Annotated in this window: 15 protein-coding genes and 2 pseudogenes; 7 read left to right on the top strand and 10 right to left on the bottom strand. The window is 73.7% G+C overall.

Annotation, left to right across the window (positions count from 1 at the left end; translation table 11 throughout):
- Position 1: 1 nt before the first annotated feature.
- Positions 2-1,849 carry a transketolase gene (locus QFZ64_RS29165; protein ID WP_307070461.1) on the bottom strand — a complete coding sequence of 616 codons (1,848 nt, stop codon included), beginning with the start codon at positions 1,847-1,849 and terminating at the stop codon, positions 2-4.
- Positions 1,846-3,312: an NAD(P)/FAD-dependent oxidoreductase gene (locus QFZ64_RS29160; RefSeq protein ID WP_307070460.1), complete on the bottom strand. Its 1,467-nt coding sequence runs from the start codon at positions 3,310-3,312 to the stop codon at positions 1,846-1,848. The genes QFZ64_RS29165 and QFZ64_RS29160 overlap by 4 nt, the downstream gene beginning before the upstream one ends.
- 177 nt (positions 3,313-3,489) lie before the next feature.
- Between QFZ64_RS29160 and QFZ64_RS29155 the strand changes: the two genes are divergently transcribed.
- The 3 genes from QFZ64_RS29155 (at position 3,490) to QFZ64_RS29145 (ending at position 5,254) form a co-directional block, all read left to right on the top strand.
- A complete protein-coding gene (locus QFZ64_RS29155) occupies positions 3,490-4,446 on the top strand; it encodes an LLM class F420-dependent oxidoreductase (RefSeq protein WP_307070459.1) in 957 nt (318 codons plus the stop codon).
- Between the two features lie 115 nt (positions 4,447-4,561).
- A complete protein-coding gene (locus QFZ64_RS29150) occupies positions 4,562-4,834 on the top strand; it encodes a hypothetical protein (protein ID WP_307070458.1) in 273 nt (90 codons plus the stop codon).
- A 66-nt stretch (positions 4,835-4,900) separates the two neighbouring features.
- Positions 4,901-5,254 (top strand): VOC family protein, encoded by a 354-nt coding sequence (locus QFZ64_RS29145; protein ID WP_307070457.1) that lies wholly within the window; start codon positions 4,901-4,903, stop codon positions 5,252-5,254.
- Positions 5,255-5,323: 69 nt separating this feature from the next.
- Here the strand turns inward: QFZ64_RS29145 and QFZ64_RS29140 are convergent, their stop codons facing one another.
- The 7 genes from QFZ64_RS29140 to QFZ64_RS29110 all read right to left on the bottom strand — a co-directional run bounded on the left by QFZ64_RS29140 (position 5,324) and on the right by QFZ64_RS29110 (position 14,725).
- A complete protein-coding gene (locus QFZ64_RS29140; protein WP_307070456.1) occupies positions 5,324-7,312 on the bottom strand; it encodes a DUF5107 domain-containing protein in 1,989 nt (662 codons plus the stop codon).
- Positions 7,313-7,360: 48 nt separating this feature from the next.
- Positions 7,361-7,921, bottom strand: a complete 561-nt coding sequence (locus tag QFZ64_RS29135) for a GNAT family N-acetyltransferase (RefSeq protein WP_307070455.1) — start codon at positions 7,919-7,921, stop codon at positions 7,361-7,363.
- Between the two features lie 97 nt (positions 7,922-8,018).
- Positions 8,019-10,013, bottom strand: a complete 1,995-nt coding sequence (locus QFZ64_RS29130) for a prolyl oligopeptidase family serine peptidase (RefSeq protein ID WP_307070454.1) — start codon at positions 10,011-10,013, stop codon at positions 8,019-8,021.
- 14 nt (positions 10,014-10,027) lie between these two features.
- Positions 10,028-11,410, bottom strand: coding sequence for a M20/M25/M40 family metallo-hydrolase (locus QFZ64_RS29125; protein ID WP_307070453.1), 1,383 nt, complete (start codon positions 11,408-11,410; stop codon positions 10,028-10,030).
- The gene (locus QFZ64_RS29120; protein WP_307070452.1) at positions 11,403-12,236 is read right to left on the bottom strand and encodes a M55 family metallopeptidase; all 834 of its coding nucleotides are present in this window, start codon (positions 12,234-12,236) and stop codon (positions 11,403-11,405) included. Before QFZ64_RS29120 ends, QFZ64_RS29125 begins: the two co-directional genes overlap by 8 nt.
- 168 nt (positions 12,237-12,404) lie before the next feature.
- Positions 12,405-13,910 (bottom strand): MFS transporter, encoded by a 1,506-nt coding sequence (locus QFZ64_RS29115; protein WP_373430777.1) that lies wholly within the window; start codon positions 13,908-13,910, stop codon positions 12,405-12,407.
- A gap of 371 nt (positions 13,911-14,281) precedes the next feature.
- Entirely contained in the window at positions 14,282-14,725 is a 444-nt protein-coding gene (locus QFZ64_RS29110) for an SRPBCC family protein (protein WP_307070450.1), read from the bottom strand.
- Between the two features lie 268 nt (positions 14,726-14,993).
- Between QFZ64_RS29110 and QFZ64_RS29105 the strand changes: the two genes are divergently transcribed.
- From QFZ64_RS29105 to QFZ64_RS29095, 3 genes and pseudogenes are all read left to right on the top strand, one after another.
- On the top strand, positions 14,994-16,049 hold the full coding sequence (locus QFZ64_RS29105; RefSeq protein WP_307070449.1) for an Rv2578c family radical SAM protein: 1,056 nt from the start codon (positions 14,994-14,996) through the stop codon (positions 16,047-16,049).
- Between the two features lie 167 nt (positions 16,050-16,216).
- Positions 16,217-17,875 carry an alpha/beta hydrolase gene (locus tag QFZ64_RS29100; protein ID WP_307070448.1) on the top strand — a complete coding sequence of 553 codons (1,659 nt, stop codon included), beginning with the start codon at positions 16,217-16,219 and terminating at the stop codon, positions 17,873-17,875.
- A 72-nt stretch (positions 17,876-17,947) separates the two neighbouring features.
- Positions 17,948-18,347, top strand: a pseudogene (locus QFZ64_RS29095) (RidA family protein).
- Between the two features lie 59 nt (positions 18,348-18,406).
- Here the strand turns inward: QFZ64_RS29095 and QFZ64_RS29090 are convergent.
- Positions 18,407-18,983: pseudogene (locus tag QFZ64_RS29090) on the bottom strand (adenylosuccinate lyase).
- 445 nt (positions 18,984-19,428) lie between these two features.
- Here QFZ64_RS29090 and QFZ64_RS29085 point away from each other — a divergent pair.
- Positions 19,429-21,237, top strand: a complete 1,809-nt coding sequence (locus QFZ64_RS29085; protein ID WP_307070447.1) for a 3-hydroxyacyl-CoA dehydrogenase family protein — start codon at positions 19,429-19,431, stop codon at positions 21,235-21,237.
- The last annotated feature ends 142 nt before the right edge of the window (positions 21,238-21,379 follow it).

Below are 21,379 nucleotides of genomic sequence, written 5' to 3'. Positions count from 1 at the left end.
CTCAGCGCACCACCGCCTGTTCCACCAGCAGCCGGGCCGCCGCCGCGATCGACTCGGCGTCGATGCCCGCCGCGTGCAACTGCTCCTCCGGCGAGGCCGAACCGGGCATGTTGCGCACCGCGAGCCGCACCAGGCGCGGCACCGGGCGGCCGTCGCCGAAGGCGTCGAGGACCGCGTCCCCGAGACCGCCCTCCTCGTGGTGGTCCTCGACGGTGACCAGGCAGCCGGTCTGCTCGGCGGCCTCGCGCAGGGTGCGGCGGTCGACGGGCTTGACCGAGTACAGGTCGACGACACGGACCCGGATGCCGGCCTCGGCCAGCGTGTCGGCGGCGGCCAGCGCCTCGTGCACGGTGACGCCGGCGGCGACCAGGGTGAGCCGGTCCTCGTCGGAGGAGCGCAGCACCTTGCTGCCGCCGACCGGGAACTCCTCGTCGGGCCCGTAGAGCACCGGGGCCTCGCCGCGCGAGGTGCGCAGGTAGCGGATGCCGTCCAGGCCCGCCATGGCGGCGACGAGCTTGGCGGTCTGGTTGGCGTCGCACGGGTACAGCACCGTCGAGCCGTACACGGACCGGAACATCGCCAGGTCCTCCAGGCCCATCTGGGAGGGCCCGTCCTGCCCGATGGCGACGCCCGCGTGGGAGCCGTTGACGCAGATCCCGGCACCGCTGACGGCGGCCATGCGGACGAAGTCGTGGGCGCGGGAGAGGAACGCGGCGAACGTGGAGGCGTACGGCACCCAGCCGCGGGTGGCGACCCCGACGGCGGCGGCGATCATCTGCTGCTCGGCGATGTAGCACTCGATGTACCGCTCGGGGTGCTCCTTGGCGAAGAACTCCGCGCGGGTGGAGTCGCCGACCTCGCCGTCCAGGACGACGACGTCGCCGCGGGCGGTGCCGAGTGCGGCGAGCGCCTCGCCGAACGCGTTGCGGGTGGCGACCTCGTCGCCCTTGTCGTAGCGGGGCAGTTCCAGGGTGCCGGTGGAGACGGAGTGCAGTGCGCGGGCCTCGGGCGGGGCCTGCACCGTGACCCGCAGGTCCCGGACGCCGCCGAGCTCCTCGATGGCCTCGTCGGCGTCCTTCACCGGCTTGCCGTGCAGGCCCTCGCGGTCCTCGGTGGCCTTGACGCCCCGGCCCTTGAGGGTGCGGGCGAGGATCACCGTCGGCTGTCCGGTGGTGGAGCGGGCCTCGCCGAAGGCACGGTCGACGGCCTCCACGTCGTGGCCCTCGACCTCCACGGTGTGCCAGCCGAACGCCTTGAAGCGGCGGGCGTAGGCGTCCAGATCGTGCCCGTGACGGGTGGCGCCGCGCTGGCCGAGCCGGTTGACGTCGACGATCGCGGTGAGGTTGTCGAGGTTCTCGTACGCGGCGTGCTCGGCGGCCTCCCAGACGGAGCCCTCGGCGAGTTCGCTGTCGCCGCACAGCACCCACACCCGGTAGTCGGCGTGGTCCAGCCGCTTGCCGGCCAGCGCGATGCCGACGCCGACCGGGAGCCCCTGGCCGAGCGAGCCGGTCGCGGTCTCCACCCAGGGGAGCTGCCGGGGCGTCGGGTGCCCTTCGAGGCGGCTGCCCTGTGTGCGGAAGGTGAGCAGCTCCTCGTCGTCCACGGCGCCGACGGCCTTGTACGCGGCGTACAGCAGCGGGGAGGCGTGCCCCTTGGAGAGGACGAACCGGTCGTTGGCGGGGTGCCGGGGACGGGCGAAGTCGTAGCGCAGGTGGTGGGCGAGCAGGACGGCCATCAGATCGGCGGCCGACATCGAGGACGTGGGGTGCCCGGAGCCGGCGGCGGCCGCGGCGCGCACACTGTCGACGCGCAACTGCTGGGCGAGTTCGCTGAGTTGCTCGCTGTTCATGAGGTCCCTTCCGTGGTTCCGGCCCCGCCGCCGGCCTTGCCGGTCCGCTTGTCCGGCTTGCTCTGCTTGCTCTGCTTGTTCTGCGCGCCGCCCGGCTTGCTCTGCTTGCCCTGCCCGTTCCCGGACCCGCTTCCTGACCCGTTCCCGGACCTGGCCGGTGCCCCCGGCATCCGGGCCAGTTCCGGCGTGTCGGTGTCCAGCGGTACGGACCAGGAGCGGACGAGGCCCAACTGGACGCCCTGGCGCGGCAGTACGGCGTCAAGGAGCCAGTCGGCGGCGACCCGGATCCGGTTGCCGGGCATCGCGGCGAGGTGGTAGCCACGGGTGACCGCACCCGCCAGCGGCCCCGACAGCGGGACGCCGAGCGGGTTGGCGGCGGCCTTGACCCCGCCGAGGTCGACGACGAAGCCGAGGTCGCGGTGGCGGTAGGGGCGCGGGTCGCCCTGTCCGAAGGAGGCGGCGATGTTCTGGGCGCAGGTCCTGCCCTGCCGCCAGGCGTGCTGGGCGGTCATCGGGTAGTACGTGCCCGGCTCCTCCAGGTCGGGCACGGCCGCCGCGTCGCCGCAGGCGAAGACCTCGGGCCGGCCCGGCACCTGGAGGGTGGGCTCGACCAGCAGCCGGCCGCGTTCCAGGGCCAGTCCGGTGGACTCGGCGAGCGGGTCGGGGCGGACGCCGACGCACCACACCAGGGTGCGGGTGTCGACGGACTCCCCGTCGGTGAGCAGGACGCCCCGGGCGGTGGCCTCCTTCACGGAGACGCCCATCCGCACGTCGACACCGCGGTCGCGCAACACCTTGTCGGCGGTGCGCGAGAGCCGTTCGTCCAGTTCGGGCAGGACCTTCTTGGCGACGTCGAGCAGCAGCCAGCGCGGGCGCATCCCGGAACGCAGCGGGTGCTCCTTGACCAGATGATCGGTGAACATCTTCCCCTGGGCGGCGACCTCGGTGCCGGTGTAGCCGGCGCCCACCACGACGAAGGTGCAGCGGGCGGCGCACTCCTCGGGATCCTCGGAACTGGCGGCGAGCTCCACCTGGCGGGTGATGTGGTCGCGCAGGTACAGCGCTTCGGGCAGACCGCGGAAACCGTGCGCGTGCTCGGCGATGCCGGGGATGGGCAGCAGCTTGTTGACACTGCCGGCCGCCAGAACCAGCCGGTCGTACGAAAGCGTGCCCTCGTCGCCCTCGGGGTTGGTGTAGTGCACCGTGCGGGCGTCGAGGTCGATGCCGTCGGCCTCGCCGAGCACCAGCTTCACCTTGGGCAGGGTGCCGGAGAGGGAGACGGTGACGCGGCGGGCCTCCAGGATGCCGGCGGACACCTGTGGCAGCAGGGGCAGGTAGAGGAAGTAGTCCGTCGGGTTGAGCAGGGTGATGTCGGCCTTGTCCCGGGCCAGCTTGGACAGCGTGCGGGCGGTCCGGTAGCCGGCGAACCCGGCTCCGACGATCAGAATGCGGGGTCGACTCACGTTTCGCCTCCGGCGGTGGTCGGCTTGGGCAAGTGGTCCGATGCGCGGTGCTCGAACTTCCCGCGTCCCCCTGGTCAGGGCTGCCAAACGTGGACCGGCCGCGGCGGGTCCGCGTTTCGCGGTATGCGGGACGGTTACCCGAACGGACGACCGATCCACCTGTCGCGGAGGTGCCCCATGCCCGAGTACGGCTATTTCCTCTCCTGCGAGGAGCACGGCCCCGCCGCACTGGTCGACCAGGCGCGGATGGCCGAGCAGGCCGGCTTCCAGTCGCTGTGGATCTCGGACCACTACCACCCGTGGCACGACGCGCAGGGGCAGAGCCCGTTCGTGTGGTCGGTCATCGGGGCGCTCTCGGAGGCGGTGTCGCTGCCCGTCCAGACGGCGGTGACCTGCCCGACGGTGCGGACACACCCGGCGGTGATCGCGCAGGCCGCGGCGACCAGCGCGGTGATGACCGAGGGCCGCTTCCGGCTGGGCGTCGGCACCGGCGAGGCGCTCAACGAACACATCCTCGGGGATGCCTGGCCGCCTGCGCACGTACGGATGGAGATGCTGGAGGAGGCCGTCCAGGTGATGCGCCGGCTGTTCACCGGCGAGGAGGTCAACCACCACGGCACGCACTACACGGTGGAGAACGCCCGCCTGTACACGGTCCCCGACGAGCCGGTGCCCATCGACATCTCCGGCTTCGGCCCGGCGGCCACGTCGCTCGCCGCACGGATCGGGGACGGCTACATCACGATGATGCCGGACGAGTCGATGGTGGAGCAGTTCCGCAAGGGCGGCGGCGGCACGAAGCCGGTGAGCGGCGGCACGAAGGTCTGTTACGGCTCCGACTGGGACGAGGCCGTCCGCACGGTCCGCGACCTGTGGTTCAACGAGCAGCTCCCCGGCGAGATGGGCCAGGTGCTCCCCTCCCCCAAGCACTACGAGCAGTTGAAGCCGCTGGTGACCGAGGACATGGTGCGCGAGAACCGGGTGTGCGGCGACGACCCGGACGAGCACGTCCAGGCCCTGAAGGCGTTCGCCGACGCCGGCTTCGACCGCGTCTACGTCAACCAGATCGGCCCCGACCAGCGGGGCTTCTTCGACTTCTACCGCACGAAGGTGCTGCCGCGACTACAGGGGTGAACGGGGGCCCGTGGAGGCGGGGGCGGGCCTTCACCGGATCTCCCCGGGCGCCCGCGACCGCCGTTGTGGATCTTCCCTCTTGCCACGGGTAGTTCCCGTCCCCGCGGAGAGTCACATGAGAACGTTGCGTTCCCGTATCGCCGCCGCGGTGGTCATCGGCGCGGCAACCGTCATTCCGCCGGCCGCGGGCACGGCGTCCGCCTCCGGTCCCCTCGTCGACATCCGGGATTACGAGTGGGTCGGCGGCGCGAGCCAGTTCCGCCAGTGCGAGAGCGGGGGACCGGAGCTCTTCTCGGAGGGGTGGCAGAACTACTGCTGCAAGGACGTGGGCGGGTCCTGGCAGCTGTGGGCCCTTCGCTACAAGGACCAGCCGCCCGCCCACGCCTGACCGGCACGGCACGGCCTCCCCCCACCGGGGAACCGGGCTCCCGCTCCGCCAACTACCCTGTCGGCCATGGAGATTATGGGAGCCACGCTGCGCATCTGCGTCGACGACCTGGAAACGTCGATCCCGTTCTACGAGAGGATCGCCGGCGCCCCCGCGCTGCGCAACGAGCGTGGTGGCGTCAAGGTCGCCGCGATCGGATTCTTCCTCCTGATGAGCGGCCCCGAGGCGGAGTTGGAGATCCTCCGCAAGGTCACCGCGACCATCGCGGTGAAGGACGTGGAGGAGGCCCACCGCGAACTCGCCGCCCTGGGCGCGCAGATCATCGCCGGACCGGTCCCCACCCCGGCCGGCCGCAACATGATCGTCCGCCACCCCGACGGCTCGATCTTCGAGTACGTGGACCGCTTCACCGCCTCCTGACCGGCGGACAACGCCCGACGACCGACGACCGGGCGGCGCCGGGGACCCCCGCGCCGCCCCCGACCCTCCTCAGTCGCCGTCCGGCCGCATCCGGAAGTCGTACCGCGCGGGCAGCGGCTCGTCCGTGAGCCGCGCCCACAGCTCACCGAGGACTTCCTCGCCCTCCCGCAGGTCGGCCACCTCGACCCCGTCTCCGTCGTCGAACACGGTCCGCGCCCCCGCCGGGTCCCCCTCGGCGAGCAGCAGCCGCGCCCCGAGCAGTCTGAACCGCCCCCGTTCGCGCACCCCTCGGGGCAGCCGCTCCCAGACGGAGCGCGCCGTCGACACGCGCCCTGCGTCGAGCAGGGCCTCCAGCGTCTCCCGCCCCAGGGCGACGAGGGCGGCGGCGCCCGCGCCGTCGGCGGACCCCTCGCACAGGTCGTCGAACGCCTCCCCGTAACGCACGGCGGCACGCTCGCCGTCCCCCGCCGCCCGGTCGGCGACGGCGAGGCAGCGCAGCAGCGGCCAGCGGACGGACGCGCGCGGCAGCGCCCGTTCCCAGCTCCGCACGGCCTGCGCCCGGTCGCCGGCGTGCCACTGGGCGACACCGAGGTGGTACTCGGTCGACGGCCGCGCGACGGCGGTCTCCAGCAGGTCGCGCCAGTGCGCCGCGACCAGGCTCTCCCCGGGCGGTCCCGGCTCGTCCGGCTCCGGCAGCTCCCCCGACCGCAACAGATGCAGCCACGGCTCCTGCGCCTCGGTCAGGGTGCTCTCCTCGAACGGCGTGCCCGGCAGCTTCTCCCCCGCGCGCAGCACTTCGAGCGCGCCCCAGCCGGAGCCGACGGCGAGCACCTCGCCGGGCTCGGCGTCCGCGCAGGCCAGCCACGCCTCGTACGCCGCCGTCACCCGCGTCCGCGGCAGCGCCTCGTCGAGCCGCCGCTCCACCTCCGTGCGCGCCCCTGCCCAGTCGGCGCCGTGCACGGCGCCCGCGTCGGCGTGCAGCGGCCCGTACGCCTCCAGCCAGGTGAACTCGCCCCGCTCGGCGAGGGGTACGTGTTCGAGCTGGGTGCGTGCCAGCCCCGCCTGGATCTCGCAGTAGCCGCCGGTGCCGGGTTCGGTGAGCCAGTCCTGCCAGCGGCGGCCGCCCGGCCGGGAACCCCACACGAACAGCTTGCGGCCGCGCAGCACCGCGGTGGAGGTCTGCACCAGGCCGCGTCCGGTGCCGTCGAGGGCGGCGATCCAGCGGCGGGCGTCGTCGGGCAGCTCGTAGAAGTAGTCCGCCGCGTGGGGGCTGTTCAGCGGGTACGAGCGGTCGGCGCCCTCCCACTCGGGCACCGGGACCCGGCGCAGCCGGCGTTCGTGGCCGATGGGGGTACCTCCCCCGAAGTGGGGGAGCCAGGCCTCGTCGGCGGGGGCGAGGACCCGGCACTCCTCGGGGACCGCGATGTTGGACCACCAGTACACGGGCGCGGGCCGGTCGTGCGGGTTGCGGACACGGACCCCGACGTAGAGGAAGTCGGAGCCGTCCGGCAGCCACAGGTCGACCTGGAAGGGCAGGTCGCGCAGCCGTTCCCACTCCCACAGCCGCAGCATCTCGCCGCCGTCGGGCGCGGTGACGCGGGCGGCGTGCAGGGGCGCGCAGGAGAGGGTGGTGTGGCCGGTGGCGCCGATGTTCCACTCGATGCCGCCGGAGAACCAGGCGCCGTTGAGCGCGAAGTTGGCGGGCTGGAACACCGGGTTGCGGTAGAGCAGTTCGCGTCCGGTGGGCAGGTGGACGAGGGAGACGACGCGTCCCCCGAGGCCGGGCAGGACCGTCGCGCGCAGCCGGTCGTTCTCCAGCACCAGGGCGTCGAAGGCGCGCGGTGCGCGCCGCCTGTCGTAGCCGTCGTACAGGGGGGTGGGCAGGACGCTGTCGAGGGGTGCGCAGCGGATCTGCCGGGCCATGTCGCGCGGTGTCCCCACGAGGTCCCGCTCGTCCACGTGGTGGGCCTCGTCGAGCGGGAGGAGGGGCGGCAGGGGGTTGGCGGGGCCGAGGTCGGCGGCGGGCAGGGTCACTGCGGCACGTCGGATCGTCGTCACCCGGTCATGGAACCCGCCCGTCGGCGCCCGGACCAGGGGGCGTTCCGGTCAGGATTGGGCAAAGGCCGTCCCGTCCCGCGTCATCTCGGCGGTGAGGGCCCAGCGTTGGTGGTCGCGCCAGGCGCCGTCGATGAACAGGAAGTCGGGCGAGTAACCCTCAAGGCGGAAGCCGCAGCGGCGGGCCAGCGCGATGGAGGCGGCGTTGCCGGGCTGGACGTTGATCTCCAGACGGTGCAGGCCGAGGGTGGTGAAGGCGTGCGTGACGACGAGGCGGAGCGCCTCGGTCATCAGGCCGCGGCCGGCGGCGTGGGCGAAGGCGCCGTAGCCGAGGGCGCCGCTGTGGAAGGCGCCGTGGACGATGTTGTTGATGTTGATGTAGCCGGCGAGGGTGTCGTGGTCGCGGTCGCAGACGAGGAAGCCGGCCTTGGTGGGGTCCTCGATGAGGCGGCCGGCGTAGGCGCGGTAGGTGGGGGTGGTGTCGGGTGGGAAGAGCCAGGGGTGGTGCAGCGCCTTGCTCTCCCGGACGCGTCCGGTGAACTCGGCGGCGTCGTCGTAGGTGAAGGGGCGTATCCCCACGCGGGTGCCTTCGGCAAGGTAACGGGCGGCCACGCCGTTACTGTACGACGCGGCGCGGGCCACCCGGTGGCGCGGTTCCCCTTGAGGGACGGGACGGGACGGGTGAGGGCGGAGGGGCGAGGAAAACCGCTCACGTGCCGCGCAGCTCGAGCGCCTGCACCCCCGGCAACCCGAACACCTCCGCGTACAGCCCCAGTTCCGCCTCCAACGCCCGCACCGTCGTCTCGGCGCGGCGAAACCCGTGCGCCTCTCCCTCGAACGTCAGATACGCGTGCCGCACCCCCCGCCCCGCCATCCGCTCCAGCAGCCGCTCGCACTGCGCCGGCGGACAGATCACGTCGTCCAGCCCCTGCAGCAGCAGGAACGGCACCGTGATCCCGTCCGCCCGCTCCACCGGCGACCGCTCCGCGTACCGCCCCGGCACGGCGTCCGGCCCCGACAACGGCCCCACCAGACCGTCCAGGTACCGCGACTCGAAGTCGTGCGTACCGCCCTCCGCCCAGCCGACGAGATCCAGCACCGGATAGCAGATCGTGCCGCACGCGTACACGTCCGTCGTCGCCAGCGACACCGCCGCCGTCCAGCCGCCCGCGCTGCCGCCCCGCACGGCGAGCCGCCGCCGGTCGGCGGTGCCCTCCTCCGCGAGGGCGAGGGCGACGGCCGCGCAGTCCTCCACGTCGACGACGCCCCACTGTTCCCGCAGCCGCTCGCGGTACTCGCGCCCGTACCCCGTCGACCCGCCGTAGTCGACCTCGGCGACGCCGATGCCGCGCGAGGTGAAGTAGGCGATTCCCAGGTCGAGGACGACGGGCGCCCTGCCGGTGGGGCCGCCGTGCGCCCACACCACGTACGGCGGCAACTCGTCGCCGGGTGCGGTGTAGCCGGGGTTGTGCGGCGGGTAGAGGCGGGCGTGGACGTCCCGCCCGTCCGGCCCGGTGAAGGTGCGCAGCTGCGGCTCGGGGTAGTACGCCGGGTCCACCGGGTCGTGGGGTTCGGCGCCGATCACCCGGGCGCGGCCGGTGCGCGCGTCGAGTTCGATCACCGCGGGCGCGCTGCGCGGGCCGGCGCCGACGCCGACGATCCGGCTGCCGTGCACGGCGAGCGTGGGCGCGAACTCGCTCCAGGGTCCGGCCGCGTCGACGACCTCGCCGGTCTCCGGGTCGAGGATGCCGAGCGCGGTGGTGCCCCGCCCGTGCACGACGGCTACCAGCCCCTCCGCCAGCGGGGCGAACCAGCGTTGCCCCACCGTCCACAGGGGTCCCCCGAACTCCTCCTCGCGCGGGCACAGTTCGTGGTGCCGGCCGGTGTCGTCGAGCCGGTAGGGGTTCCACCAGCCACTGCGGTCGGAGACGTACAGCAGGGTGCCGTCGGCGGCCCAGTCCGCCTGGGCGATCGACTCCTCGGGGCCGCCGGCGACCGTGCGCGGGTCGTGCAGGACGCCGTCGTCGCCGATGTCCGCGACGAGGAGTTGGGTGCCGTCCCACGGCATCCGGGGGTGGTCCCAGGCGAGCCAGGCCGCGCGGCGGCCGTCGGGCGAGGGGCGGGGGCCGGTGACGAACCGGTGCCGGGCGGCGGTGAGCTCGCGGACGGCGGCGCGGTCCTCGGCGGCGGAGCCGTCCAGCGGTACGGCGACGGGCACCCGCCGTACGTCACTGGGGCCGTCACCGGTGAACTCCTCGAGGACGCACCACACTTCGCCGCGCTCGGCGCGGATCACCGGGTTCACCCACCGCAGGCCGCCGCCGCCCCTCGTGAGCGACGACAGCGGGGTGAGCGGGCGCGGTCCGGCGCCGGCCACGTCCGGTTCGTGGGCGTACAGCCGCTGGTCCGCGCCCTCGCTGAACACCACCAGCGGGCCCTCGGGGCGCGTCGTCCCGGCCCAGGGGTGGCCGCCGTACTCGTGGACCCTGCTGCGCACGTTCCACGGCGCGGGCAGGACGGACTCCGCCCTGCCGTCGGCGGTGCGGCGTACGAGGGTGCGGCGGCCGCCCTCGGTGGGGCGCGGCTCGGTCCACCAGGGCTCGTCGCCGACGAAGCCGACGTGGTCCGGCCGCCCGTCGTGCGCGGCGGCCGTGGCCGCGTCCAGCGGCGAGGGCCATGTCCCGTGGGGGAGGGTGTGCACCATGTCCGTGGTCCTCCTCAGACCGTGCGCAGGAAGCGGTCGAGGACGTGGACGCCGAAGTGGAGTGCCTCGACGGGCACGCGTTCGTCGACGCCGTGGAACATCGCCTGGTGGTCGAAGCCCTCGGGGAGCCTCAGCGGGGCGAACCCGTAACCGGTGATGCCGAGCCGGGAGAACTGCTTGGCGTCGGTGCCGCCCGACATGCAGTACGGCACCACGTGCCCCTCGGGCGCGAACGCCTCGACGGCCGCGCGCATCCGGGCGTACGTCGGCGAGTCCACGGGGGCCTGCAGGGCCACCTCCCGGTGCTCGAACTCCCAGTCGACGTCGGGGCCGGTGAGCCGGTCCAGGGTCTCGCGGAACTCGTCCTCGCCGCCGGGCAGGAAGCGCCCGTCCACGTGGGCGACGGCGTCGCCGGGGACGACGTTGACCTTGTAACCGGCGGTGAGCATGGTCGGGTTGGCGCTGTTGCGGACGGTGGCCTCGACGAGTGCGGCGGCGGGGCCGAGCTTGTCCAGGAGGGCGTCGACCTCGGCCGCGGCGTCGGTGCCGTACAGGTCCGTCTCGATGCCGTACAGCGCGGCGAGTTCGGTGAGGGCGGCGCGGACGGTGGGCGTGAGCCGCAGCGGCCAGCGGTGTTCGCCGATGCGGGTGACGGCCGCGGCGAGCCGGGTGACCGCGTTGTCGCGGTTGACCTTGGAGCCGTGCCCCGCGCGCCCGCGCGCGGTGAGCTTGAGCCAGCCGGTGCCGCGCTCCCCCGCCGCGATGGGGTAGATGCGGTGTCCGGCGCCGTCGTGGAAGGTGAACGCGCCCGACTCGCCGATGGCCTCCGTGCACCCCTCGAACAGCCCGGGGTGGTGGTCGGCGAGGAAGCCGGAGCCGTCCACGGCGCTCGCCTCCTCGTCGGCGGTGAACGCGATCACCAGGTCGCGCCGGAGGCGCACGCCCGCGCGCGCCCAGTCGCGGACGACGGCGAGGATCATCGCGTCCATGTTCTTCATGTCGACGGTGCCGCGCCCCCACACGACGCCGTCGCGCACCTCGCCGGAGAACGGGTGCACGCTCCACTCGTCGGCCTGCGCGGGGACGACGTCGAGGTGGCCGTGGACCAGCAGCGCGTCGGCGGCGGGGTCGGTGCCGGCCAGCCGGGCGACGACGTTGGTGCGACCCGGCGTGCGCTCGAGCAGCACCGGTTCCAGCCCGGCCTCGGCGAGCCGGGCCGCCGCGTACTCGGCCGCGGGCCGCTCCCGGCAGTCGCCGCCGCCGCGGTTGGTGGTGTCGATACGGACGAGGTCGGAGGTGAACCGCACCACCTCCTCCAACGCCCGCTCCGCCACCCGGTGTTCGGCGGGATCGGCGGAAGCGGCGGGTTCCGCGGACCGGGGGGTGTCGTCAGCCATACTGCTCCTCCACGGCGGCCGAGGCGATCGTGGTGACCGCCTTGAAGGTGCGGATGCCCTCGTACATGGTGGCGCTGGTGTACGCCACCTTGCGCTCGCCGGCGCGGGCGACGCCCGGGACGACGGTGGTGGCGGCGGCGAGGTGCTCGGCGTCGAACTCCACCGCGACGGTGAACGGGCCGCCCTGCGCGGGCGCGTGGCGGACGGCGAGGGCGGCCGCGTCCTTGGCGGCGGCGCGGATGTCGGCGGCGGTGCGGGCGGGGGTGCGGCAGACGGCCGCGTACCGGGAGACGTGGTCCTTGACCGCGACCTTCAGCGCCTCGGGCGCGTAGCCGAGGGCGTCCTCGCAGGTCACGTCGTCGCCGGTGACGAGGACGACGGGGACGCCGTACTCGGCGGCGACGTGCGCGTTGAGCAGGCCCTCGCTGGCGCGTACGTCGTTCAGCCAGACGCCGGTGATCTGGTTGGCGAGGTAGGTGTGGGCGAGGACGCCCTCCATGCCGGCGGCGGCGTGGTAGCCGAGGAAGGCGATGCCGTCGACGTCACCGTGCTGGATGCCCTCCACCATGGAGAGCGGCTTGTGGCGGCCGGTGAGCATGTGCGCGCGGTCGTCGAGCTGTTCGAGAAGGAGGTTGCGCATGGTCCAGTGCGCCTCGTTGATGAGGACCTCGTCGGCGCCGCCGTCGAAGAACCCCTGGACGGCGGCGTTGACGTCGGAGGTGAACATCGAGCGGCAGCGTTCCCATTGAGGGGTGCCGGGGAGAACGTCGGCGGGCCAGGTCACGCCGGTGGCGCCCTCCATGTCGGCGCTGAGGAGGATCTTCATGCCGGAACGGTACGCGTTCCGTCGCGGTTTTTCGCCCCCGCGCCCCTCGACGAGGGCGCGGGGCACCGCGCATCTTCCGGGGGGCCGGGGGCGGAGCCCCCGGAGGAGGGGAAGGGTAGGGGCGGCGGGGGCGAGACCCCCTCGGCGCGCCCCCTCCGGGCGCCCCTCTCAGTCCTCGTGCCCCAGGTGCAGGTCCCGCTCCGTCCGCCCGCCCCCCGCCATCCTCAGCACCGTCGCCACCGGCGGATACCCCGCCGCGATCACCGTGTACTCCCCCGAGGACAGATCCACGAACCGGAACACCCCGTCCGCCCCTGTCGTCACCGAGTCGACGACGTTCCCCGCCGCATCCAGCAGCGTCACCCGCGCGTCCTCCACCGGCCGGCCGCCCCCCGCCCGCACGGTCCCCCGCAGCACCGCCCCGCCCGCGAGCTCGACGTCCTGCCGGGTCTCCCGGGACGCGTGCACGGTGACCGGCAGCGCGGCCGGCCGGAACGCGGGCGCGCTCGCCGCCAGCGTGTACTCGCCGGCCACCAGCTCGGTGATCAGATAGCCCTCCTCCGCCGCGCTCCGCGTCGTCCCGACGACCTCGCCGTGCGCGTTGGTGAGCGTCACCGTCGCGTCCCGCACGGGCATCCCGTCGGCGGTGCGCACACTGCCCGCCAGCCGCCCGGCACCTCCGAGGACGACGTCCAGTTCGACGGGCCGCTCGCCGACCGTCACCGACACCGCCTGCGGCTGGTGCCCGCCGGCCGCCGCGATCAGCACGTACGCCCCCGGCCCGGGCGTCGCCAGCGCGTACCGCCCGTCCTCCCCGCTCGCGCCGCGCCCGATCTGCGCGCCGGTGACGTCGATGAGGGTGAGCGCCGCGCGCGGCACGACGGTGCCGTCGGGATGCTGCACACTGCCGCAGACGGGCACCCCGCCGACGTAGGAGAGACGGGCCTGCGGGACCTGCCCGGTGGCGGGCGCGGGCGCGGGGGTGTCGGCGGGGGTGGGGTGGGACACCAGCGGTTTCTCCTTGAGGAAGCAGGCGATGAGCAGCCCGAGGACGAGGACCGGCACCAGGTGGAGGAAGATGCGCGGCATCGCGTCGGCGTACGCGCGCGCATAGGCGTCCCGCAGGTCGGGCGGGAGCGTGCGGACCGGTCGCGGGGTGAGTCCGAAGGCGGCACCGATCGCTCCCATGTAGCGACCACGGGCGCGGGGCGGCACGATGTCGCCGATGATCGCCTGCACGCCGATCACGAGCCCGCCGGCGCCGATGCCTTGGACCGCCCGGCAGGCGATCAGCTGGTCCATGCTCCCGGCCCGCCCCGCCGGCGCGGAGCCGACGACGAAGACCAGGATGGCGAACTGGAAGACCCCCTTGCGGCCGAAGAGGTCACCGGCCTTGCCATGGACGGGAAGTCCGACGGTCGCGGTGAGCAGGTACGCCGTGACGGCCCAGGACATCCTGTCCAGCCCGTGCAGCTCGCCCACGATCCGGGGCAGCGCGGTGGCGACGATCATCTGGTCCAGCGCGGCGGGCAGCAGCGCGAGCATCAGCCCGAGGAAGACCAGCCGGACGCGCCGCGGGGCGAGCGGGGCGCCCGAAGGCGGAGGTGAGGGCGGAGGCGGTGGTTCGGGGGCGGGCGGGGACGCGAGATCCGTCTTGACTTGCGTCAGAGTGATCCCGCCCACGCCACGCTCCCCTCCACACCCTTCGCGCCCGGCCCGCGCCCCCAGCCAACTCCGCGCCACCGCACGGAGTTACGCCGAACGCAAGAGCCACAGCACGAACCACCCGATCCAGTGAAAGGGCGGGTACGGGGCAAGGGGAGGAGGGGAGGAGGGGAAGGGCCCGGCATGTCGAGACGGGGGGGGCGCCCACTGACCACGGCCGCCCCCGGCCAACCCGCAAGGGCGCGGGGAACTGCGCGACCAGCCACAGCGCACCCGCACGCCCCCACGCACCCCAACCACCCTCACCGGCGGGGTACAGGGGGCGGACCGCCTGGACGCGGAGGCATTCAGGGGGCTCCGCCCCCAAGGGGCACCGCCTCCTACTTCTCCGTCTCCGCGGCGAGCCGCACAAGCACCGCGTCGTAAATCCGCCCCAGTCCCTTCGGCGCGAACGTCTTCTCGAAGAAGCCGCCGATACCCCCCGCGCCGTTCCACGTGGCCGTGACGACGACCCGGGCCCGGCCCTCGCCCGCCGGCGTCACCCGCCACGTCGTGACCATGGACGAGTTGCGGTCCTTCTCGACCAGCTCCCCGTCGGTCGGTTCGCTGACCTCGAGCAGGCAGTCACGGACGCGCTTGCTCGTGGCCTGGAGCTTCCAGTGGACGAGGGTGCCCTCGCCGTCACCGCCCTCACGCACCTCGTACTCGCTGAAGTGCTCGGGCAGCAGCTTCGCGCGCGTGCCGGTGTAGTCGGCCAGGGAGTCGAACACCTTCTCCGCGTCCGCGGCGATGATCCGCTCGGTGGTGGCCTCGACCTGCGCCATGACGTTCCTCTTCCTGTACGTGTGACGGAGTACGGCACCGCCAATCCCACCACACCCCGGGCGGCGCGCGGACGCGGACCGTGACCGTACGCACCCGAGCCCCGGCGCACGCGCCGTGCGCCACGCCGGGCGAGGGTCCGAATCCACCGGAAAAGACGCAGGCCGGGACCGCCACCCCTACATATAGAACACACGAGCGACTCCGCTCACTCGATCAAGGGAACGTATGTTCTATTCTGGGTTCCGCAGTACTACCCGAGGAGGCGCCATGCGCTGGGAGAACCTCGCCGATCCCACCAGGGACCGCGCCCGCGACGCCGCGCTGTTCGGTGCGGACGCGGTGACCACACGCACGTTCGACACCCCTGAGTTCCGCGGGATCACGTTCCACGAGGTACGCGCCCGTTCGATCGTGAACCGTGTGCCGGGCGCCTCACGCATGCCGTTCGAATGGACGGTCAACCCGTACCGGGGCTGCACGCACGCGTGCGTGTACTGCTTCGCCCGCAAGACGCACAGCTATCTGGACCTCGACACGGGCCTCGGCTTCGACTCGCAGATCGTGGTGAAGGTGAACGCCCCCGAACTGCTGCGCCGGCAGCTCGCCTCGCCGCGCTGGACCGGCGAGCACATCGCGATGGGCACCAACGTGGACTGCTACCAGCGGGCCGAGGGGCGCTACCGGCTGATGCCGGGGATCATCGCCGCCCTGCGCGACCGCGCCAACCCGTTCTCGATCCTCACCAAGGGCACCCTGATCCTGCGCGACCTGGACCTGCTGAAGCAGGCCTGCGAGGTCACCGACGTCGGCATCTCCGTCTCGGTGGGGTTCACCGACGCCACGCTGTGGCGCACGGTCGAGCCGGGCACCCCGGCCCCGGAACGGCGCCTTGAGGTCGTCCGCGTCCTGAGCGAGCACGGCATCGGCTGCGGGGTCCTGATGGCGCCGGTCATCCCGTTCCTCGGCGACCACCCCGAGCAGCTCCGGGCCACCGTACGGGCGATCGCCGCGTCCGGGGCGACCTCGGTGACCCCCCTGGTGCTGCATCTGCGGCCGGGGGCGCGCGAGTGGTTCATGGCCTGGCTGACGCACCACCACCCGCACCTCGTGCGCCGTTACGAGCGCCTGTACGCGGCGGGCGCCTACGCCCCGACGTGGTATCAGCGCCGGATCACCCGTCAGGTGCACGAACTGGCGCGGGAGTACGGGATCGGCCCCACGCGCACGGGGATGCCGCGCAGGATCCGGCCGGCCGGCCACGGACCCGACGAGCCCCTCGATCCGACGGCGCCACCCGCCCCCACCCAACTCACCCTGCTCTGAGCCGTCGGCGGCCGGGCGGACGGCACCTGGGCGCATCCCGCGGCCCGATCGGCTGAAATTCCGCGGAACGGGTTCCCCGGGGCGCGCTTCCCGGGACGATGCGGCGAGGACCGTGCCCCTCCCGGGCGCGGATTCCGCGTCCTGTCCCACGTCCTGGGAGGCCCGGCATGAGAAGAACCGCAGCGGTGCTGTGCGGTGCGGCGATCGTGATGGCGGGGCTGCCGGCCGGCGCCCAGGCCGGGGCGAGCACCGCCCCACACGCCGTGACGTCCACCGCGGTGACGTCCACCACCGGCGCGCTCTCCGCGGGCACCCGCGCCACCGGTGCGACGAGGCTCGCCTGGAAGAAGTGCGCCACCGGCGACCACCCCACCCTCCAGTGCGCGACCCTGAAGGTGCCGCTCGACCACGCCGAGCCGAACGGCCGCAAGATCACCCTCGCCCTCTCCCGCGTCCCGCACACCGCCCGCGCCTTCCAGGGTCCGCTCCTGGTCAACCCCGGCGGGCCGGGCGGCAGCGGGCGGAGTCTCGCCGGTTTCGTCGCCTCCTCGCTGCCGAAGGCGGTGGCGGCCCAGTACGACGTGATCGGCTTCGACCCGCGCGGTGTGGGCGCGAGCACCCCGGCGCTGGACTGCGCGCCGGGACACTTCGATCCCGTGCGCCCCGACACCGTGCCGCACACACCCGCGCTCGAACAGGCGAACCTGTCCCGCGCCCGCTCCTTCGCGCAGGCGTGCGGCGCCAAGTACAAGGACCTGCTGCCGTACCTGGACACGGTCAGCGCCGCGCGCGACATGGACGCGATGCGCCGGGCGCTCGGCGCGAAGAAGATCAACTACTTCGGGTACTCGTACGGCACCTACCTGGGCGCCGTCTACGCCAAGCTCTATCCGCAGCGGGTGCGGCGGCTGGTGCTGGACTCGATCGTGGACCCGAGGGGCGTCTGGTACGACGACAACCTCCAGCAGGATCACGCCTTCGACGACCGGCACCGGGCGTTCCTGGCCTGGGTCGCCGCACACGACGCGGCGTACGGGCTCGGCACCGACCCCGCCCGGGTCGAGACCGAGTGGTACGCGATGCGGGCGGCGGTCGCCGCGCACCCGGCCGGCGGCAAGGTGGGCGCCGCCGAGCTGGAGGACACGTTCATCCCGGGCGGCTACTACGACGGCTACTGGCCCCACCTGGCCGGGGCGTTCGCGGCGTACGTCCACGACAAGGACGCCGGCGCGCTGGTCGACGCGTACCGGACGTTCGGCGCGGTCGACGCCGGGGGCGACAACGGGTACAGCGTCTATACCGCGGTGCAGTGCCGTGACGCGGGCTGGCCGCGGGACTGGGAGCGGTGGCGCGAGGACAGTTGGGCGGTGTACGCCAAGGCGCCGTTCATGGCCTGGAACAACGCCTGGTACAACGCGCCGTGCGCGTTCTGGCCGACGCGGGCGAAGCAGCCCGTGGACGTGACCAACGACAAGCTCCCGCCGGTCCTGCTGTTCCAGGCCACCGACGACGCGGCCACGCCGTACGAGGGCGGGGTGACGATGCATCACCTGCTGCGCGGTTCCGGCCTGGTCGTCGAGGAGGGCGGCGGCAACCACGGCATCACCCTGAGCGGCAACACCTGCCTGGACGGCCACCTGGCGGCGTATCTGCGCACCGGAAAGGTCCCGCACGGCCGGGGCGAGGCCGACGCGACCTGTGCCACCCTCCCCGCCCCGAAGCCGCTGCCGGCACAGACGACGCCGTCGTCCGAAACGGCGTCCCGGACGGCCCCGAACCCCTCACGCGGCTCGAAGCTGCACGGGCTGCTCGGCTTCCGGGGCTGAACGGGCCGACCCGCGACCGGGCGGGGGCGGGCGGCGGGCCGCGTTGTCAGACCCATGGTCCAGCATGGACCCATGAGTCAGCCGACCCGCATCCCGGCCCCCGACGGGGTGGCCCCCGCCGCCCGGTACAGCCATGTCGTCGCCGCCACCGGCCGGTTCGTGGCCGTCTCGGGCCGGCTCGCGCTGGACGAGGACGGCGGGATCGTCGGCGAGGGCGAAGCGGCGGCGCAGGCCCGTCAGGTCTTCGAGAACCTCCGCCGCTGCCTGGCCGCGGCCGGGGCGCGCTTCGGCGACGTGGTGAAACTGACCTTCTTCGTCACGGACATGGCCCACACGCCCGCGATCCGCGCGGCCCGCGCCGCCCGCATACCCGACGACCGGCTGCCGGCCGCCTCCGCGATACAGGTCGCCGCGCTGGTGCGCCCCTAGTGGCCTGAGGGAGGTCGAGGCACTCGCGGTCGTGGCCCCGTGAGCCGGCCCCCGTCCCGCTTCCCGTCCGTGCGAGCGCCCTCGGCCCGCGGGCTCAGTCGCTCACCGCGCGCCCGGCATGCGCCCGAGGGCCCGTACCGCCGCCTCGGCCAGGGCCGGGTGGGCCAGGGCCTCGCGCAGAACGGGCGTGGCGCGCGGGTCGCCCAGGATGCCCAGACCCTCGACGCAGGCCAGGGCCACGCGGCGGTACGGATCGTGCGGGCGCAAGCGGCGGCGCAGCGTGGTGATCAGTGCCGGTACGGCCTCGGGGGCGCCTAGCGCGGTGAGCAGGCGTACGGGGTGCAGGGCGTAGGCGACGCGCAGTTCGTTGGTGGCGAGGGCGGCGGCCGCGCGGGCCGTGCGGGGGTCGCCGAGGCGTGCCAGCGCGTGGGCGGCGGAGGCGCAGCGGGGCGGGGTCGCGGTGGTTGAGCAGGAGGACGAGCGACTCGAAGGCGCGGCGGTCGCCGGCCAGACCGAGTCGGAAGGCGGCCAGTTCCCGCGCCCACAGCGGGCGGCCGGGTTCGGTGAGGACGGCCGCGAGTGCGTCGGGGTCCTCGGTGGTCACCAGATGTTCGTAGGCCGCGCCGCCGCCCGCCTCGCGCCGTAAGCGCTCCGTGAGTGATCGCAACTCTTCGTCCATGCCCCGAGATTAGAGGCGGCGCCGCCGACGCGGGACGCGGATCACGAACATGCCCGGACACGACGGGGGAACCCCGAAGGATAGGGTCTGGCGCGCTCGTTACCCGTGAGTTAATCTCAGACGAGCGGGTCACCCACTCGCACTCAGTATGTCGCGTACTCCTCATGGCGGTTTGGTGACGCAGCCGTCGTGAGGACGGAGCAGTCGGTTCGGTACCCAGCTTTTCCCCGGGTACCGCGGCGCGACCCGGCCTGGGGACAGGGCCGGTCGAACACCGCCGCCGCGCGGGCGCGCACGCCCGTGGCGACGTCGGGCGGTCGTGCCCATGACCCGGCGGCCCCCGCACCTCTCACCGCAACACCCTCATCCCGCACGCATTCCGGTGCGCCGTCCGGCGCACGACGTGCGTGTCTCCCGTCGTCACCCACATCCCTGGAGTCCCGCGATGGCCGCTCCCCTCTCCGACCCTTCCCTGTCCCCGTTCCGGATCGTCGCCGTCGTCGGCCTCGGCACCATGGGCACCGGCATCGCCGAGGTCCTCGCCCAGGCCGGCCGCGAGGTCGTCGGCATCGACGTCAGCGAGGCCGCGGCCACCCGGGCCGTCGCCGCCCTGGAGGCGGCCACCGCCCGTTCCGTGGCGCGCGGCCGGCTCACCGAGGACCGGCGCGGCGACGTCCTCGCCCGCTTCCGCACCTTCACCGACCTCCGGGCGGCGGCCGACGCCGACCTGGTGATCGAGGTGGTTCCGGAGTCGTACGACATCAAGCAGCAGGTGTTCCGGGAGCTCGACGCGGTCGTGCGCCCGGACGCGATCCTGGCGACCGGCACCAACGCGCTCTCCGTCACCCGGCTCGCCGCCGAGTCCGCCCGCCCCGAGCGCGTGCTCGGCCTGCACTTCTTCAACCCGGCCCCGGCGATGCGGCTCGTCGAGGTCGTCTCCTCGGTGCTCACCGCCCCCGCCGCCGTGACCGCCGTCACGGACCTCGCCCTGGACCTGGGCAAGGAGCCGGTCGCGGTCGGCGACCGCCCCGGCTTCGTCGCCGACGGGCTGCTGTTCGGATACCTCAACCAGGCCGCCGCGATGTACGAGGCGAAGTACGCCTCCCGCGAGGACATCGACGCCGCGATGCGCCTGGGCTGCGGTCTGCCGATGGGCCCGTTGGCGCTGCTGGACCTGATCGGCGTCGACACCGCGCGCACGGTCCTGGAGGCGATGTACGCCGCCTCGCGGGACCGGTTGCACGCCCCCGCGCCCGTCCTGCGCCAGCTCAGCGAGGCGGGGCTGACCGGCCGCAAGTCGGGCCGCGGCTTCTACACCTATGAGGCGCCCGGCAGTACGACGGTCGTGCGGGACGCGCTGACCCCGCTCACCGGCGGCCCGGCCACCGGCACCGCCCGCCCGGTCCGCTCGGTGGGCGTGGCCGGCAGCGGCACCATGGCGTCCGGGATCGCGGAGGTGTTCGCCAAGGCCGGTTACGACGTCGTCCTCGCCGCCCGCACCGAGGAGAAGGCGGCGGCCGCGCGGGCCAGGATCGGCAGGTCGCTGTCCCGCTCGGTGGACAAGGGCCGGATGTCGGTGGAGGCGGCCGCGGCGACCCTGGACCGCATCACCCCGGCCGACTCCCTCGACGCCTTCGCCGACGTCGACCTCGCGGTGGAGGCGGTGGCCGAGGACCTGGACGTCAAGAAGCAGCTCTTCGCCACGCTGGACAAGGTGTGCAAGCCGGGTGCGGTGCTGGCCACCACCACCTCCTCGCTGCCGGTCGTCGCCTGCGCCCGCGCCACCTCGCGCCCGCAGTCCGTGATCGGCATGCACTTCTTCAACCCGGCCCCCGCGATGAAGCTGGTCGAGGTGGTCCGCACGGTGCTGACCTCGGACGACGTCCACGCCACCGTCCGCGAGGTGTGCGCCCACATACGCAAGCACCCGGTGGACTGCGGCGACCGCGCCGGTTTCATCGTCAACGCGCTGCTGTTCCCGTACCTGAACAACGCGGTCAAGATGGTGGAGGAGCACTACGCGACGCTCGACGACATCGACGCGGCGATGCGGCTGGGCGGCGGCTACCCGATGGGCCCGTTCGAACTGCTCGACGTGGTCGGTCTCGACGTCTCCCTGGCCATCGAGAAGGTCCTGCACCGCGAGTTCCGCGACCCGGGCCTGGCACCCGCGCCGCTCCTGGAGCATCTGGTGGCCGCCGGCTGCCTCGGCCGCAAGACGGGCCGTGGCTTCCGCGAACATGCCCGGCGCTGAGCGGCGGGGGCCCGAACCGTCCGGCGCCGAGCGGCGGGGAGCCGAGCGGGCGGGCGTCGGACCGCCCGATGCCGGACCGCCCGGCGCGGGTGCCCCACCGCCCGGCGCGGCCCGGAGGGAGCGTGCCCGCCGCCGGTTCCCG

Origin of the sequence: Streptomyces sp. B3I8 (genome assembly GCF_030816915.1) — a bacterium.
Classification (GTDB): domain Bacteria; phylum Actinomycetota; class Actinomycetes; order Streptomycetales; family Streptomycetaceae; genus Streptomyces.
This window is presented reverse-complemented; position numbering and strand designations above follow the sequence as displayed.

Bases quoted from the DNA above. Each gene is read 5' to 3' on its own strand.
- QFZ64_RS29100 (WP_307070448.1), top strand. From the start codon at position 16,217: ATGAGAAGAACCGCAGCGGTGCTGTGCGGTGCGGCGATCGTGATGGCG.
- QFZ64_RS29125 (WP_307070453.1), bottom strand. From the start codon at position 11,410: ATGGCTGACGACACCCCCCGGTCCGCGGAACCCGCCGCTTCCGCCGAT.
- QFZ64_RS29150 (WP_307070458.1), top strand. From the start codon at position 4,562: ATGAGAACGTTGCGTTCCCGTATCGCCGCCGCGGTGGTCATCGGCGCG.
- QFZ64_RS29130 (WP_307070454.1), bottom strand. From the start codon at position 10,013: ATGGTGCACACCCTCCCCCACGGGACATGGCCCTCGCCGCTGGACGCG.
- QFZ64_RS29110 (WP_307070450.1), bottom strand. From the start codon at position 14,725: ATGGCGCAGGTCGAGGCCACCACCGAGCGGATCATCGCCGCGGACGCG.
- QFZ64_RS29085 (WP_307070447.1), top strand. From the start codon at position 19,429: ATGGCCGCTCCCCTCTCCGACCCTTCCCTGTCCCCGTTCCGGATCGTC.
- QFZ64_RS29120 (WP_307070452.1), bottom strand. From the start codon at position 12,236: ATGAAGATCCTCCTCAGCGCCGACATGGAGGGCGCCACCGGCGTGACC.
- QFZ64_RS29155 (WP_307070459.1), top strand. From the start codon at position 3,490: ATGCCCGAGTACGGCTATTTCCTCTCCTGCGAGGAGCACGGCCCCGCC.
- QFZ64_RS29165 (WP_307070461.1), bottom strand. From the start codon at position 1,849: ATGAACAGCGAGCAACTCAGCGAACTCGCCCAGCAGTTGCGCGTCGAC.
- QFZ64_RS29105 (WP_307070449.1), top strand. From the start codon at position 14,994: ATGCGCTGGGAGAACCTCGCCGATCCCACCAGGGACCGCGCCCGCGAC.
- QFZ64_RS29145 (WP_307070457.1), top strand. From the start codon at position 4,901: ATGGAGATTATGGGAGCCACGCTGCGCATCTGCGTCGACGACCTGGAA.